Genomic DNA, 15,538 nt, shown 5'->3' with positions numbered 1-15,538 from the left:
GAGCAGCCGCCACCTCAGCCGAGCCTCGGCCGGAGCCATTCCACCAGGTCGTCGAGGACCTGCTTCTTCTCCGGCTCGTTGAACACCTCGTGGTAGAGGCCCTCGTACATCTTGAGCGTCACGTCCTGCGACCCGACCAGCTCGGCGACGAGCCGGCTGCCGGACGGCGCGGTGAGCCGGTCCTCGGTGCCGTGCTGCAGCAGGATCGGCAGATCCAGTGCGGGCAGCCGGGCCGGCAGGCTCTCGCCCGTGGTGACCAGCGCGCGGGCGATGCCGGCAGGTACGAGACCGTGGTGCACGAGGGGATCGGCTTCGTACCCCGCGACGACGTCGGGGTCGCGCGAGATGCCCGCCGAGTCGAGTTTCTGCACCGGCAGCTGCGGTAGGACGCGCCCGATCACCTTGCCGAGTGCGACGACGGGCCGCGGCGTGCCGGAGGTGACGTCGACGGCGGGACCGGACAGGGCGAGGGCCGTGAGCTCGTCGGGGTGCTCGAGCGCGTAGGCCAGGGCGATGGCTCCGCCCATCGAATGGCCCAGCAGGACCCGCGGCAGGCCGGGCTGATCGAACGCGGTGATGCCGACCAGGCGATGCACGTCGCCGGTGAACTGGTCCATGTCCCGCACGAACACCCGTCGTCCGCCCGAGCGACCGTGCCCGCGGTGGTCGAGGGCGTAGACGACGAGACCCAGCTCGCCGAGGCGTTCGACCACGTGGTCGTACCGGCGGGCGTGCTCGCCGAAGCCGTGGCAGAGCACCAGCACGCCTGTGGGGTCTGCGTCGGGCGACCACACGTCGTACACGACGCGGGTGCCGTCGGCACTGGTGAACGAGGTCTCGGTTCGCTGCATGATCGCTCCTCACCGCGTGGGTCCGCCGTCGGCTCGGTCATCCTTCCACGAAAAGGCACCGGATCGGTACGCATTGCGACGACCGGGCGGCGGTGTTCAGCTCTCCGATCCCGGTGGTGCCTGGCTGGTCATCGACTGGCGCAGCGCGAGGATCAGACTCGACATGGCCGACGACCGGGGGGCGTCGTTGCGGAGCACTCCGCACACCGGGATGCTGAGCCGGTTGCGCGCCTCGCGCATGTAGGCCAGGCCGGTCCTGGGGGTTTCCGCGGCGGTGCTCGGGTACAGAACCGTCCACGCCCGCGGGTTGGTGATGACGTCGAGGGTGGCGGTGTGGTCGCTGGCGATCGAGGGTCCGAGCTGCACCCGTCGTCCCACCGCCCGGAAGGCGTCCTCGATCACCGTGTGGATGAGCACCTGGCTGTGCCGGGGCGGCAGGAGCAGCGGATAGGGCGCGAGATCGCCGAGGTCGACGGTGGAGAACGCGGAGAGCGGGTGCCGGCTCGATGTGACGATGACCAGATCCTCGATGCCCAGTTCCACGGTCTCGAGTCCGGGACGGTCGACCTCACCCCGGATCAGGGCGATGTCGGCGTCGCCGCCGGCGACCGCGTCGATCCGGTCGGCGAAGCTCTTGATGACGAACTCGATGTCGATCGCCGGGTACTGCTCCCGAACATGCGCGATGGCGTCGAGGCTCTGGGACGCGAAGGTCATGTTCGCGGCGATCCGGATGCGGTTGCGCGGCTCGCGTGCGACCGAGAACGCCTGCGCTTCGAGGCTCAGCACCTGCTGCGCGATGGGGACCAGGCGCGAGCCGGCCGGGGTGAGCCGCACCATCCGCGTCGACCGCTCGAACAGCGACGCGCCGAGTTCCTTCTCGAGCCGGGTGATCTGGTGGCTGATCGCGGACTGGGAGATGAAGCACTTCTGGGCGGCCTTGCTGAAGCTCAGCTCCTCGCTGACGGCGAGGAAGTACCGCAGCTGCCGGAAGTCCATACCCCCATCCTACTTATGAGCGATCGAGATAAGAGCTCCCCGACTTCGGCAGGTTGGTGGTCTTCACGGCCTCCCGTCCATACGGTGGGTGTCATACATCGACTTCAGTGTGGAGGTAGAGGTAATCGTGAGTAGCACAGCAGTGACCGACCGGACCGAGGTCGTCGTCGTCGGTTCGGGCTTCGGCGCGCTGGCGACGGCGAAGAAACTCGCCAAGGCCGGGACGCCGTTCGTCCTGATCTCCGAGACCACCGAACATCTCTTCCAGCCCCTGCTGTACCAGGTCGCCACCGGTGTCCTCTCGGCCGGCGAGATCGCTCCGTCGATCCGCTCCATCCTCGCGAAGTACCCGAACGCGGACGTGCGGCTCGGCCGTGTCGTCGACGTCCGGCCCGACGAGCACGAGGTCGACTACGTCGCCGGCGGCGCCGTGCACACGGTCGGCTACCGCTCGCTCGTCGCAGCGACGGGCGCCCGGCAGGCGTACTTCGGCCGCGACGAGTTCGAGAAGGTCACCTACGCCCTCAAGACCGTGGAGGACGCCGAGCGGCTGCGCCGGCAGATCCTGCGGTGCTTCGAGGAGGCGCACACCACCGCCGATCCGGAACGCCGTCGCAACCTCCTGAGCTTCGTGGTCATCGGTGCCGGTGCGACGGGCGTCGAGCTCGCGGGCCAGATCAAGGAACTCGCGGGCCGCTACTTCGAGCAGTCGTTCCACGACATCAGCGCCGACGACGTGTCCGTCACCCTCGTCGAGGGCGCGGGCGAGGCTCTTCCGGCCTTCGGCGGCAAGCTCAGCGAGTACACCAAGCAGTCGCTGCAGAAGTCGGGCGTCGACGTCGTGCTCGACACCTTCGTCACCGACATCGACGAGCACGGTGCCACTCTGAAGGCGAAGAACGACGAGGAGCGCCGGATCACCGCCGAGACCATCATCTGGTCGGCCGGGGTGCGGGCCAACGACTTCGCCGGCGTCCTCGCGGAGCGCACCGGCTGCGCCACCGACCGTGCCGGCCGGCTGCTGGTCAACCCGGATCTCACCGTGGGCGGCTACGCCGACGTGTACGCCATCGGTGACATGACGTCGCTGAACAACCTGCCCGGCCAGTCGCCCGTCGCGATGCAGGGCGGCCGCCACGTGGCCCGGACCATCCTCGGGAAGCAGGGCAAGGGCACCCCGTTCAAGTACCGGGACAAGGGCAGCATGGCCATCATCAACCGCTTCCGCGCGATCACCCGCGTCGGAAAGATCGAGCTGAGCGGCTTCGTCGCGTGGGTGCTGTGGCTGGCCGTGCACCTGGTCTACATGGTGGGCTTCCGCAACCGCTACGTCGCAGTGATGTCGTGGTTCGGATCCTTCCTCGGTCACCGTCGCCCCCACTTCCACTACGCGCAGGAATCGGTGACGCTCGACGCGGACGTCCCCGACGACATGACCGTCGCCGCTGTACCGCCCCGGGTGGACCGCGCTCCCGAGAAGGAGCCGGAACCCGAGAAGGTCAGCGTTCGATAGGGCGGCTCGACGAGAAACCGGGCCCCGGGCCGTTCGTCACGAACGGCCCGGGGCCCGGCTCGTTGCGGCGGGATACGTCCGATCCGTCGTTTCCGTGCCGATCCCGGTGCTCGCCGTGTCATGATCGCTTTCGGGCATTTCGGTCGAGCCGCGACGGTCGCAGACCGGCGGGTCGAAGCCGATCGCGAGAGGACACGCACCATGAGTCGTTTCCGTCGTGTGCAGTTCAGGAGTGTCGTCCTCGGTGCCGTCGTGGGGACGGCGTTGTGGGCGGGCGTGGTTCCCGCCGAGGCGGCGACGATGCGTGGACACGTCAGCTCGGGAGCCGGTCCGCTGGGCGGCTATTCGGTGACCGTGATGAGCACCGAGCCGGGATCTCCTGCCCGTGAGGTGGGTTCGGCCACGACCGAGGCCGACGGCTCGTTCGAGGTCTCCTTCACCGCGTCCGCCGACCCGCAGTCCGTGCTGTACGTCGTCGCGGCGAACCCGCGCGACGAGCGGATGACGCTGGCGAGTGCCCTCGGCACCGGACGGCCGGACGGCGCCATCGTGGTGAACGAGAGAACGACTGTGGCAACCGCTTTCGCAATGGCTCAGTTCACTTCGGGCCGGAACGTCGAGGGCGTCGCGCCGGGGTTGCAGAACGCGGCGGCGATGACACGCAACCTCGTCGACCCGGTCACCGGCGAGGTGGGTGCGGTACTGGCGGCACCGCCCAACGGAGCGACCACCGAAACGCTGGGCAGCTTCCACTCTCTCGCGGACATGGTCGCCAACTGTGTTGCGGTGCCGATGTCGTGCGACGGACTGCTCCTGCTCGCGACTCCGCCGGGCGGGGCCCCGGTCGCCGATACGTGGCAGGCGATGACCGAGATCGCGAAACACCCGTGGCACAACGTCGAGGCCCTGTTCGCGTTGTCGAAGGCCGGGCCGGGTCCGTACGCGCCCGATCGGGCGTTCCCGCCGAGTGCGTGGACCCTGGCGCTGCGATTCGTCGGCGACGGGGTGTCGATGGACGGGCCCGGCAACATGGCGGTCGACCGCGACGGGAACGTGTGGTCGACCAACAATTACGAGTGGAGCCCGAATGCCGAAACGCCGGTCTGCGGTGCCGAGAACCTGCTGAAGTTCACTCCCACCGGGCAGTACGCCCCGGGATCCCCGTACACCGGCGGTGGGCTCAGCGGTGCCGGATTCGGTATCGACATCGATCCCGACGGCAACGTGTGGGTCGGTAACTTCGGCTTCGCCGCCCCTGCGCCGGACTGTCCGCAGGATCGGCAGCCACCGCACGACAGCGTCTCCCTGTTCACTCCCGACGGCCGTGCGCTCTCGCCGGCGGACGGCTACACCGCAGGTGGCATCAGTTGGCCGCAGGGCACCATCTCGGACCCGGACGGCAACATCTGGATCGCCAACTGCGGCAACGACAGCGTCACCGTCTATCCCGGGGGCGACCCGGCTGCTGCCCGGCAGCTGACCGGGCTCGGGGTCACCGAGCCGTTCGCGCTCGCGGACAACGTGCTCGGCAACGTGTTCGTCACCGGCAACGGCAGCGACACCGTTGCCGTCCTCGGCCCGGACGGGACGCCGGTGGCTCCGCCCGTGAGCGGCGGCGGGCTCGACAAACCCCTCGGAGTCGCCACCGACAGCGCGGGCAACGCATGGGTGTCGAATTCCCAGGTGATCGGGATACCGTGCCCCGACGCGGAGGTCACCCCCGCGGTGGGCGGGTCGTTGACGATGATCGACCCGGGTGGCCGGCTGCTCACCCCGGCCCCGCTCACCGGTGGTGGTCTGTTCGTCCCGTGGGGCAACGCGGTCGACGGCAACGACAACGTCTGGGTCGCGAACTTCGCCGGTAAGCGACTCTCCCAGTTCTGCGGTGTCCGGCTCGTGGCATGCCGGCCCGGGAGTGCGGTCGGCACGCCGATCTCCCCGGATGTGGTCGGGTACGCCTTCGACGGCCTCACGCGCAACACCGGTGTCGTCGTCGACCAGGCCGGCAACGTCTGGGTGGCCAACAACTGGAAGGACATCCCGATCCAGAAGAACCCGGGCGGCTACGAGATGGTGGTCTTCGTCGGAGTCGCCGGTCCCGTCGCGCGGTAGGCATGCCGACCGGGATCGGCGCTCGTGCCCGGTAGACTCCCGGCATTGTGGGAGAGCCTGGAGAACGCGACGCCGTGGACGCCATCGTCGCGCACTGGGCGGTGGCCCGTCCCGAACTCGACGTCTCGGGACTGAAGGTTTTCGGGCGTCTGCATCGGAGCTTCCTCGTCTACAAGTCCCGGATCGCGCCCACCTTCGAGGAGCACGGGATCAACGATTCGGGATTCGACGTCCTCGCCTGCCTGCGCCGCGCGGTACCCCGTCATCGGCTCACCGCGGGGGAGCTCGCCGAGCAGACGCTGGTCACCACGGGCGGGCTGTCGCTGCGGGTGAACCGGCTCGAGGAGGCGGGCCTGGTGACCCGGTCGAAGGACAGCCAGGACGCCCGCGTCGTGTACGTCGAGCTCACCTCTGCCGGCGCCGCGCTCGTCGACTCGGTGGCCGACGCGCACTTCGCCAAACTGCGCGCGATGCTCGGTGACCTCGACGCGACCGAGCGCGAGACGCTTTCGCGCCTGCTCGCCCGCCTGGAGCGCTCTGCCCGCGCGGCCGAGTTCGATGCCGACGCGGATTCGGGTGCCGATCGTCGGGTCTGACGGTCCGGCCGGGAAAAATTTCGAGAAACTTATGATGCCCGCCACACCGCTGTGACCTGCGTCTCCTCCGTTTCGCGGCCGTAAATGCGGCGTAACGACCGGCTGATCTGGGCATTCGAGTCTTGACCTCTTAGTGCTAAGACGCTACAAATCTCTTAGTGCAAAGATATCGATCCGGCGCGCACCACCCTCCACGAGCACCGTGGTCCGCGTCCCTCCCCATCGAACGGACCCCCCTCATGCCCATTGCGTACGCGTCCCCGCTCCAGGCGGGAACCGCCGAGCACGCCGAGTCCGTCGACACGGTCGACGAGATCTTTGTCGCCGGCCGCTGGCAGCGTGGACTCGGAGAGTGCCTCGAATCCGTCGACCCCGCGACGGGCCGGGTCTTCGCCGGCCTGCACACGGCGACCGTCGACGACGTCGACCGCGCGGTCGCCGAAGGTCTTCGGGCCGCGCACGGCGGATGGTCGTCGCTGCTCCCGCACGAACGGGCCCGCGTGCTGCACCGCATCGGAAACGCCCTCGACGACGAGGCCGAACGCGTCGCCCGGTTGCAGACCCTCGACACAGGCAAGACCCTGACCGAGACCCGGGCGCTGGTTGCCAGCGCCGCCAACACCTTTCGCTACACGGCTGCCGCCCTCGAGACAATGGACTCGGCGGTGACCACGCCCCGGGGGCCGTGGCTGACCATGTCGACGTACCAGCCGATGGGTGTCGTCGCCGCGATCACGCCGTGGAACTCTCCGATCGCGTCCGACGCGCAGAAGATCGCCCCGGCCCTCGCCGCCGGCAACGCCGTCGTGAGCAAGCCGCCGGTGTGGGCCCCGTGGGTGACCCTGCTCCTCGCCCGCATCTGCGAGGCGGCCGGTCTGCCCGCCGGCGTCCTCTCGGTCCTGCCGGGCTCGGGGCGCACAGTCGGCGAGGCGCTGGTCCGGCACCCCGACGTCGCCAAGGTCAGCTTCACCGGTGGCACCGCCACCGGCCGCCACCTCGCGCATCTCGCCGCCGACAAGCTCATGCCGATCACCCTCGAACTCGGCGGCAAGTCCCCGACGATCGTGTTCGAGGACGCCGATCCCGAACAGGCCCTCGCCGGCGTGCTCTACGGCATCTTCTCCTCGGCCGGGCAGAGCTGCATCGCCGGATCGCGGATCTTCGTGCACCGCAGCATCGCCGAGACCTTCACCGCCGAACTCGTCCGGCGCGCAGCGGCGCTGCGCCTCGGGCCCGGCACCGACCCGCACACCCGGGTGGCCCCGCTGGTCACCTTCGCCCACCGGGACCACGTCGCTGCCATGGTCGACGACGCCGTCGCCGCCGGAGCCCAGGTGCTGTGCGGGGGCGCGATCCCGACCGGTGAGCGGCTCGCCTCCGGCGCGTACTACCCGCCCACGGTGCTCACCGGCGTCGACAACTCCGCGACGATCTGCCGCGAGGAGGTCTTCGGGCCGGTGGCCGTCGTGCTGCCCTTCGACGACGAGGAGGACCTGATCGTGCAGGCGAACGACTCGGTGTACGGGCTGGCCTGCGGCATCTGGACCGCCGACTACCGACGGGCGTGGCGCGTGGCCGGTGCGGTGAAGGCGGGCACCGTCTGGATCAACACCTACAAGCAGTTCAGCATCTCGACCCCCTTCACCGGTCTCGGCGACAGCGGTCTCGGCACCGAGAAGGGGCGCGACAGCATCCGCCAGTACTGCGATCAGAAGAGCATCTACCTCGACCTGTCCGGCGAACCGATCGCCTGGGCCACCCCCGGCCCGACCGAAACCCGAAAGGACCCCTCCCGGTGACCGATTCGATTGCCGTCACGCACGAACCCACCGCCCATCCGTACAGTCCCGCCTACGCCGTCGCCGGCTTCGGGTTCGTCTCCGGCGCCCTGTCGGTCGACGAACACGGCATCGCCGTCGACGGCACGACCGCCGCCCTCGACGCCGCGATCGCCCGCCTCGGCGAGCGCCTGGCCACCATCGGCATGACCCTGTCCGACGTCGTCAAGACCACGTACTTCGTGACCGACGTGTCGCTCCGCGACCAGGCGAACCGCCACTACGAGAAGATCTTCGCCACTCCCCGGCCCGCCCGCTCGTTCGTCGAGGTCGCCGCCCTGCCCTACGGCGCCACCGTCGAGATCGAAGCCGTCGCCTACCGCGCCTGAACCACCCACCGCACGAAAGGACCACCGACATGGCCGCACCCGAGAAGACCACCGTCGACCTCGAAACCCTCATCGACTCCTGCATCGCCAGCCGCGACAGCCGCTACGAGGACTGGGACACCCTCGGCTTCCAGGCGGCCAAGGGCGGAGACCGCTTCAAGCGCGCCCAGATCCGCTACATCGGCTCCGGCGCCACCGGCAACCACGAGGGCGACGCCCGCACGCTGCCCGCCGAACACTTCACCCTGTCCAACATGCGGCTGCCCGCCGGTGCGGTCGGACCCGAGCACACCCACCACGACGTCGAAGAGGTGTTCTTCGTGCTCGAGGGCGAGCTCGAGGTCGCAGTCCACGACGTCGAGGACGGCACCCGCAAGGCCGTCCGCCGGCTCGGCTACCGCGACATGATCCGCGTGCCCGCCGGCGTGCCGCGCAGCCTCGCGAACGTGGGCGACACCGACGCGCTGTTCTGCGTGATCATCGGCGCCGCCAAGCCGCAGCTGCCCACCTACCCGCCGAGCTCGGAGATGTACGGCGTCACTCGCTGACGCCACCGAGAAGACCCGCCGACAGGGAGATCCCGATGGAGCAGTCCGTCCGACGTCGCCTCCGCGTCCACCAGAAAACTTGGGAGGCAGACGGAGTCACCAGCGTGACGTTCGTCGATCCGACCGGTGCCGCGTTGCCGCAGTGGCAGCCGGGTGCGCATCTCGCCCTGCACCTGCCGAACGGTGTGGTGCGCGAGTACTCGCTGTGCTCGGATCCGCGGGACACCACGCGCTGGACGGTCGCCGTGCTGCGCGCCGAGCGCTCCCGCGGCGGCAGCGCCTACGTGCACGAATCGTTGCAGATCGGCGCGGAGATCGACGTCGACGGACCGCGCAGCGCCTTCGCCCTCGACGACGCCGCGACCGAGCACGTCCTCGTGGCCGGCGGTATCGGCATCACCCCGATCGTCGCGATGATGCGGCAACTGCAGGCCGAGGGGCAGCAGTGGCGCCTGCTCTACGCCGGACGCTCCCGGGCGGCGATGGCGTTCGTCGACGAGATCGCCGCCGGACCCGCCGGGCAGGTGACCGTCCACGCCGACGACGAGGCCGGTGGTCTGCCGGACCTGGCGGGGGCGCTGTCGGGCCTCGCCCCGACCGCCGTCGTCTACTGCTGCGGGCCGGCACCGCTCATCGATGCGGTCACGGCCGCGGCCCCGGACCCCGGCCAGGTACGCACCGAGCGGTTCGCGGCCCCGGAACCGGCGCCGCGCGCGGGCGAGGACACCGCCTTCGACGTGATCGTCGAGAGCACCGGCCGGCGCATCCCGGTGCCGCCGACCGTGTCGGTGCTCGACGCCCTCACCGCCGCCGGTGTGCCCGTGCCGAACTCGTGCACCGAAGGTATCTGCGGGACCTGCGAAGTCAAGGTGCTCGAGGGCGACGTGGACCACCGCGACTTCCTGCTCACCGAGTCCGAACACGCCGCCGGATCGACGATGTTCCCGTGCGTGTCCCGTTGCCACTCTGCCGAACTCGTGCTGGACCTGTGAGAAGGGAACCGGAACGCATGTACCACCACCAACTTCCGCGCTACAGCGACTCGCCCGCCTGCCGGCTGCGCGCGCTGCGCTCGGTGACCCTGTCGGTGCCGGATCCGGCCGCCTCGCGGGACTTCTACCACGAGGCCTGGGGGTTGACGACCGTCGAGGCCGACGGGGATCGATTCTGGCTGCGCGCCACCGGACCCGAGCACCACGTGCTGACGGTCGAACGAGGGGAGACCAACGCGCTGGGACGGATCAGCTTCGCCGTCGCCACCCCGCGTGAGATCGACGACGCCGCACTGGCCCTCGACCGGCTCGGCATCCCGATGCTGCGCACGCCGGGACCCCTCGACGATGCCGGGGGCGGCTACGGGCTGCAGCTCGTCGATCCGGAGGGACGCTGCGTCGAGCTGTCGGCCGACACCCACGCCGTCACCGAGCAGGAACCGGCGGGGCGCCGCGCCGTTCCCCGCAAGATCGCCCACGTCGTGCTCAACACGACCGACATCGAGCGCACCACCGCCTTCTACACCCAGGTGCTCGGCATGCGGGTCTCCGACTGGTCGGAACGGCAGATGTCCTTCCTCCGCTGCAACTCCGACCACCACGTCATCGCGCTCAACCGGGCGCCGTGGCCCTCGCTCAACCACGTGGCGTACGAGATGCAGAGTCTCGATCACTTCATGCGCGGCATCGGCAGCCTCAAGACCCACGGCATCGCACCGCAGTGGGGACCGGGCCGGCACGGTCCCGGCGACAACACCTTCTCCTACTTCACCGATCCGGCGGGCCTGGTGTGCGAGTACACCTCCGAGGTCGCCCAGATCGACGAGGACGCCTGGCTGTGCCGTACCTGGAAGCGCACCCCGGAACTGTCCGACCAGTGGGGGACGGCCGGGCCGCCCACCACGACCGTGCGCTCCGCCATGGCGGGCAGCCCCGACCCGGGTCACCGCGACCGCGTCGAAGCCCGCGACGCCGGCTACTTCTACGGGGCCGTCGCGGCCGGTGCGCTGTCGTGACCGGGCACCTGCACGTCGAGCGGCTCGGGACGGGAGATCCGGTGCTGCTGCTGCACGGCATCGGCGGGAACGCGAACTCCTGTGCACCGCTCGCCGCGGAACTCGCGGCCCGCGGACACGCGACCTACCGGCTCGACGCCGCGGGGTACGGCCGCTCCGCCGACCCGGCCGACGTCCACCACGACCACGCGACGGACGTCCTGACCGTCCTCGACGACATCGACCCGGACCGGTCCGTGCATCTCGTCGGAACGTCCTGGGGCGGAGTGGTCGCGCTCGAGGTCGCGCGCCGTCGGCCCGGGCGGGTCCGCACGCTCGTCCTCGCCGACAGCACACGGGGATCGGGCACGTCGCCCGCCCGCGCTGCCGCCATGCGTGACCGCGTCCCGGCGCTGCGCACCGCCGGCCCCGAACGTTTCGCGGCCGAACGCGCACCGAAACTGACCGCGCCGGACGCAGCCGAGGACGTCCGGGCTCGCGTCGCCGCCGACATGGCTGCCGTCCGGCCCGCCGGGTACGCGGCCGCCGCCGAATGCATGGCGTCGACCGACCACGGGCCCATCCTGCACACGCTGGCCGTCCCCACCCTCGTGGTGGTCGGCGAGCACGACCACGTCACCGGCGTCGCCGAGTCACGCCTCCTGGCGGACGCCATTCCCGGCGCGCGGCTCACCGTCGTCGCCGGTGCGGGTCACGCCGCGATCCAGGAACAGCCCCGCGTGGTCGCCGGCGAACTCGTCCGATTCTGGGAAGAGGTGGCGTGATGAGCGGAACCGTCGTGGTGACCGGCGCCGGTCGCGGACTCGGCTACTGCATCGCCGAACGGCTGTGTGCCGACGGACGACGCGTGGTGATCGCCGAGCGCAACGCGGAGAACGCCGAAGCCGCCGCCACCGCCCTGCGCGCCCGCGGTGGCGAGGCGGTCGCAGTGGTCACGGACATCGCGGACGCCGCGTCCGTGCGCGCTCTGGCCGCGCGCGTCGCCGAGGAGGGGCCGCTGGTGGGCCTGGTCAACAACGCCGCCGTCGCCGACGGCGTCGGCGGGGACACCTTCTGGGAGCTGTCCGAGGCCGAATTCGACCGGATCACCTCGGTCAACGTGCGCGGCACGTGGCTCGTGACCAAGCACCTGTGGCCGCTGCTCGCCGCCGCCGGTGGCGCGATCGTGAACATGGCCTCCGACGTGGCGTTCTACGGATCACCGCGGCTCATCCACTACGTCACCTCCAAGGGCGCAGTCGTCGCGATGACCCGTTCGATGGCCCGGGACGCCGGCCCCCACGGGGTGCGGGTCAACGCCGTCGCCCCCGGACTCGTCCGGGTCGAGGCCACCGAATCCGTTCCGGCCGCCCGCTACGCCACCTACGCGCAGGGCCGCGCCCTCCCGCGCGACCAGACCCCCGAGGACGTCGCCGGGGTCGTCCGGTTCCTCCTTTCGGAGGACGCCGCCTTCGTCACCGGCCAGACCGTCGTCGTCGACGGCGGCTTCGTCCTGAACTGACCTGCTCGCCCGGCGAGCACCCGAACCCACGGAGATTCAATGGACCTGCACCTCACCGGACGCACGGTGATCGTCACCGGCGCGAGTTCCGGGGTCGGCCTCGCCACCGCCCGGATGCTCGCCGCCGAAGGTGCCCGCGTCGCACTGTGCGCACGCGATATCGCACGCCTGCGCGCCGCCGCCGGCACCCTGGCGGCCGACCCGGCCGACGTCCTGACCGTCGCGTGCGACGTCACCGACCGGAATTCCGTGCAGACCTTCGTCGATGCGGTCGTCGACCGGTTCGGCGGGATCGATGGGGTGGTGTGCAACGCCGGGCGCTCGCTGATGTCGACACTCACCGACACCACCGACGAGCAGATCCGGGACGAGTTCGAGCTCAAGATCTTCGGCGCGCTGCATCTGATCCGCGCGGCCCGGCCGGCGCTCGCGAAGTCCGATGCGGCCTCCGTGGTGATCGTCAACGCGATCCTCGCGCGGCAACCCGAACTGCGGCTCGCCGTCACCTCGGCCGCCCGCGCCGGACTGCTCAACCTGGCGCAGTCCCTCGCCGGGGAGCTCGCCCCCGAGGGCATCCGCGTCAATTCGGTGCTGCTCGGCCTCGTCGACACCGGGCAGTGGCAGCGCCGCCACGCCGAATCCGGTGACGGCCGCGACTTCGACGAGTGGAGCGCCGAGATTGCCGCCGATCGCGGGATCGGACTGGGCCGCTTCGGAACTGCGGACGAGGTCGCCTTCCCCGTCACCACCCTGCTCTCACCCCGCAACAGCTACGTGACCGGCGCGACCGTCGACGTCGGCGGCGGAGTCGGACGCTACGTCTGACCCCCCCAGTGGTCATCTGCAACGGAGGAAACATGGACATCCCCTCGACCGAGCCGGCTCGGCGCACCACCGGCGGCGACGTCCTCGTGTCGGTCATGCGCCGGCACGGCATCGACACCGCGTTCGGCGTCGTCAGCATCCACAACCTGCCCCTCGTCGAGGCCGTCGCCCGCGACCTGACCTTTGTCGAGGTCCGGCACGAGGCCGCCGCGGTCAACGCCGCGGACGGGTACGCCCGCGCCTCGGGCCGCATCGGTGTGGCGCTGACGAGCACCGGCACCGGCGCCGGCAACGCCGCCGGGTCGATGATCGAGGCGCTCACCGCCGGCAGCCGCGTCCTGCACGTGACCGGTCAGATCGAAAGCGAATTCCTCACGCCCGAACCGGCCTCGTCGAGCCGCGGCGTGATCCACGAATTCCCCCGGCAACGGCAGATGCTCGATGCCGTGTCCGCCTACGCGGCGACGATCACCGACGCCAAGGACGCCGAGGCGGAACTCGAGGCCGCCATCGCCTGCATCCTGTCGGCACCCCAGGGGCCGGCGAGCGTCGAATGGCCCACCGACCTGCAGTATCTGGCGTCGCCGCAGGAGCAGCGGGCCGCCGACGTCCGGAGCGTGCAGCCGCCGGCCCCCGCCTCGACGGTACTGGACCGGGCCGCCGCGGTGCTCGCCGCCGCCGAGCGGCCCCTGCTGTGGCTCGGCGGGGGAGCGGCCGGCGCGGGCGAGGAACTGCGCGTCCTCGCGCACCGGCTCGGGGCGGGGATCCTCACCAGCAACTCCGGGCGGGGCATCGTGCCCGAGGACGACGACCTCGTCGTCGGGAACTTCGCGGCGTCCCCCGAGGTCGCCGGTCTCCTCGCCGATGCCGACGTCCTGCTCGCCGTCGGAACCCACTTCCGGTCCAACGAGACCAAGAGCTACCGCCTCGCGCTGCCCGGCACGCAGGTGCAGATCGACGTCGATCCCGCCGCGATCGGCCGGGTGTATCCGGCCACGGTCGGGATCGTCGCCGACGCCCGCACGGCACTGCGCGGCCTCCTCGACGCGCTCGAGGGTGCCGGCCGGCGCGACGACTGGGCGGCCCGGGTGCAGGCGGTGCGCAAGCGCAGCCGGGCCGCGCTGACCGAGTACATCGGCGGCTACGCCGAGATCTGCGAGGGCATGCGCCGCGTGCTGCCCCGCCGGTCCGTGGTCGCCCGCGACGTGACGATTCCGTCCAGCCAGTGGGGCAACCGCCTCCTGCCGTTCTACGAGCGGGGGACCAACATCTTCCCGCTCGGCGGCGGCATCGGGCAGGGACTGGCCATGGGACTCGGTGCCGCCCATGCCCGCCGGGACGTGCCGACCGTGGTCATGGCCGGGGACGGGGGTCTGGCGGTGCACCTCGGCGAGCTCGCCTCGCTCGCCGGCACCGACGCGTGGTGCGTCGTGCTGGTGTTCAACGACGGCGGCTACGGCGTTCTGCGGAACATGCAGGAAGCCAACGGGTTCCGTCGATCCGGCGTGGACCTGCACACGCCGCGGTTCGATCTGCTCGCCGCGTCGATGGGCATGCCGTACACCCTCGTGCAGCGGCCCGGCGTCTTCGAGGCCGCATTGGCGGAGGCGGTCGCGGCGCGCCGGCCCGCCCTGGTCGAGGTCGACGTGACCGCCCTCGACCCCCCGCCCGGACCGTTCGTCCCACCGGTGCACGTGCCGACGGGAGGTGCGCGATGAACTCGCCGGCCGAGGCGCTGTGGTGGGCCGACGGGCAGGCCGAGGCGGCGTTGCGCGACGGCCGCGCGGTGCACCTGTACGCCGCGGGTACCGATGCCGGACCCGCCCTGCGCGCGGCCGACCGTCACGGCACCCTGCTGCGCAGCCTGATCCTGGCCGATCCCGTGCTCGACGTCGACACCGTCGGCGGCGTCCTCGGCCGGATCACCGTCCCCACCCTGGTGGTGGCCTCCGCGCTCGGCGACGACACCGATCTGTCCGTACCGCAGCGCCTCGCGGGCGAGATCGACAACGGAGTCTTCGTCGTCGTCGACGGATGTCCGGCGCCCGTCCACCTCACCCGGCCCGAGTCGTTCGCCGAATGGGCGAGCGCCTTCGCCGCCATCGCCGAGGGACTCGCCGCCCGCTACCGATCCGGGCTCGCCGCCCCCACCCCCCACATCGAAGGAGTTCTCGCGTGAACCGCACCGCGACGGCACGATCCGCCGAACCGTACCTGGAATCTCGACAGACCCATCCCGATCCGCTGACCCCTTACGAGGACAAGCTCGCCGGTTCCCTGATGGAGATCTTCGGGACCGGCACCCACGACCTGCCCGGTGTCGTCGAGGGACTCAACGGCCTGGGGCTGCACGGCCCCGACGGCCGGCCCTGGACCGAGGACACCTTCCGCGCCGAGATGCGACGACTGGGGAGATGA

The 15,538-nt window shown here is 70.8% G+C and carries 16 protein-coding genes; 14 read left to right on the top strand and 2 right to left on the bottom strand.

Going from position 1 to position 15,538, the window contains the following annotated elements; translation table 11 throughout:
* Window positions 1-14: 14 nt before the first annotated feature.
* Both AC2IPW_RS23005 and AC2IPW_RS23000 read right to left on the bottom strand, forming a co-directional pair.
* Window positions 15-851 (bottom strand): alpha/beta hydrolase, encoded by an 837-nt coding sequence (locus AC2IPW_RS23005; protein WP_054373219.1) that lies wholly within the window; start codon window positions 849-851, stop codon window positions 15-17.
* A gap of 96 nt (window positions 852-947) precedes the next feature.
* Entirely contained in the window at window positions 948-1,850 is a 903-nt protein-coding gene (locus AC2IPW_RS23000) for a LysR family transcriptional regulator (RefSeq protein WP_003934511.1), read from the bottom strand.
* Between the two features lie 142 nt (window positions 1,851-1,992).
* On the opposite strand from AC2IPW_RS23000, the gene AC2IPW_RS22995 reads away from it, so the two are divergent.
* The 14 genes from AC2IPW_RS22995 (at window position 1,993) to AC2IPW_RS22930 (ending at window position 15,538) form a co-directional block, all read left to right on the top strand.
* Window positions 1,993-3,363, top strand: a complete 1,371-nt coding sequence (locus AC2IPW_RS22995; protein WP_416063741.1) for an NAD(P)/FAD-dependent oxidoreductase — start codon at window positions 1,993-1,995, stop codon at window positions 3,361-3,363.
* A gap of 201 nt (window positions 3,364-3,564) precedes the next feature.
* Complete coding sequence (locus AC2IPW_RS22990; RefSeq protein WP_486375786.1) at window positions 3,565-5,475, top strand: NHL repeat-containing protein; 1,911 nt, start codon at window positions 3,565-3,567, stop codon at window positions 5,473-5,475.
* A 74-nt stretch (window positions 5,476-5,549) separates the two neighbouring features.
* The gene (locus AC2IPW_RS22985; protein ID WP_416063740.1) at window positions 5,550-6,071 is read left to right on the top strand and encodes a MarR family winged helix-turn-helix transcriptional regulator; all 522 of its coding nucleotides are present in this window, start codon (window positions 5,550-5,552) and stop codon (window positions 6,069-6,071) included.
* A gap of 239 nt (window positions 6,072-6,310) precedes the next feature.
* A complete protein-coding gene (locus AC2IPW_RS22980; RefSeq protein ID WP_486375785.1) occupies window positions 6,311-7,870 on the top strand; it encodes an aldehyde dehydrogenase in 1,560 nt (519 codons plus the stop codon).
* On the top strand, window positions 7,867-8,238 hold the full coding sequence (locus AC2IPW_RS22975; protein ID WP_003934506.1) for a RidA family protein: 372 nt from the start codon (window positions 7,867-7,869) through the stop codon (window positions 8,236-8,238). Before AC2IPW_RS22980 ends, AC2IPW_RS22975 begins: the two co-directional genes overlap by 4 nt.
* Before the next feature lie 29 nt (window positions 8,239-8,267).
* On the top strand, window positions 8,268-8,786 hold the full coding sequence (locus AC2IPW_RS22970) for a cupin domain-containing protein (protein WP_003934505.1): 519 nt from the start codon (window positions 8,268-8,270) through the stop codon (window positions 8,784-8,786).
* Between the two features lie 104 nt (window positions 8,787-8,890).
* A complete protein-coding gene (locus AC2IPW_RS22965; protein ID WP_289377402.1) occupies window positions 8,891-9,778 on the top strand; it encodes a PDR/VanB family oxidoreductase in 888 nt (295 codons plus the stop codon).
* A gap of 17 nt (window positions 9,779-9,795) precedes the next feature.
* Window positions 9,796-10,794 (top strand): VOC family protein, encoded by a 999-nt coding sequence (locus tag AC2IPW_RS22960; RefSeq protein WP_486375784.1) that lies wholly within the window; start codon window positions 9,796-9,798, stop codon window positions 10,792-10,794.
* Window positions 10,791-11,558, top strand: coding sequence for an alpha/beta fold hydrolase (locus tag AC2IPW_RS22955; protein ID WP_289377404.1), 768 nt, complete (start codon window positions 10,791-10,793; stop codon window positions 11,556-11,558). The genes AC2IPW_RS22960 and AC2IPW_RS22955 overlap by 4 nt, the downstream gene beginning before the upstream one ends.
* Window positions 11,558-12,295 (top strand): SDR family oxidoreductase, encoded by a 738-nt coding sequence (locus AC2IPW_RS22950; RefSeq protein WP_486375783.1) that lies wholly within the window; start codon window positions 11,558-11,560, stop codon window positions 12,293-12,295. Before AC2IPW_RS22955 ends, AC2IPW_RS22950 begins: the two co-directional genes overlap by 1 nt.
* 39 nt (window positions 12,296-12,334) lie before the next feature.
* Window positions 12,335-13,120, top strand: coding sequence for an SDR family oxidoreductase (locus AC2IPW_RS22945; protein WP_371383808.1), 786 nt, complete (start codon window positions 12,335-12,337; stop codon window positions 13,118-13,120).
* A 32-nt stretch (window positions 13,121-13,152) separates the two neighbouring features.
* Window positions 13,153-14,838, top strand: coding sequence for a thiamine pyrophosphate-binding protein (locus AC2IPW_RS22940; protein WP_450121197.1), 1,686 nt, complete (start codon window positions 13,153-13,155; stop codon window positions 14,836-14,838).
* Entirely contained in the window at window positions 14,835-15,299 is a 465-nt protein-coding gene (locus AC2IPW_RS22935) for an alpha/beta fold hydrolase (RefSeq protein ID WP_289377406.1), read from the top strand. Before AC2IPW_RS22940 ends, AC2IPW_RS22935 begins: the two co-directional genes overlap by 4 nt.
* Entirely contained in the window at window positions 15,296-15,538 is a 243-nt protein-coding gene (locus AC2IPW_RS22930) for a recombinase-like helix-turn-helix domain-containing protein (RefSeq protein ID WP_371383805.1), read from the top strand. The genes AC2IPW_RS22935 and AC2IPW_RS22930 overlap by 4 nt, the downstream gene beginning before the upstream one ends.

This window comes from Rhodococcus sp. NS-SX18, assembly GCF_057367935.1.
This window is presented reverse-complemented; position numbering and strand designations above follow the sequence as displayed.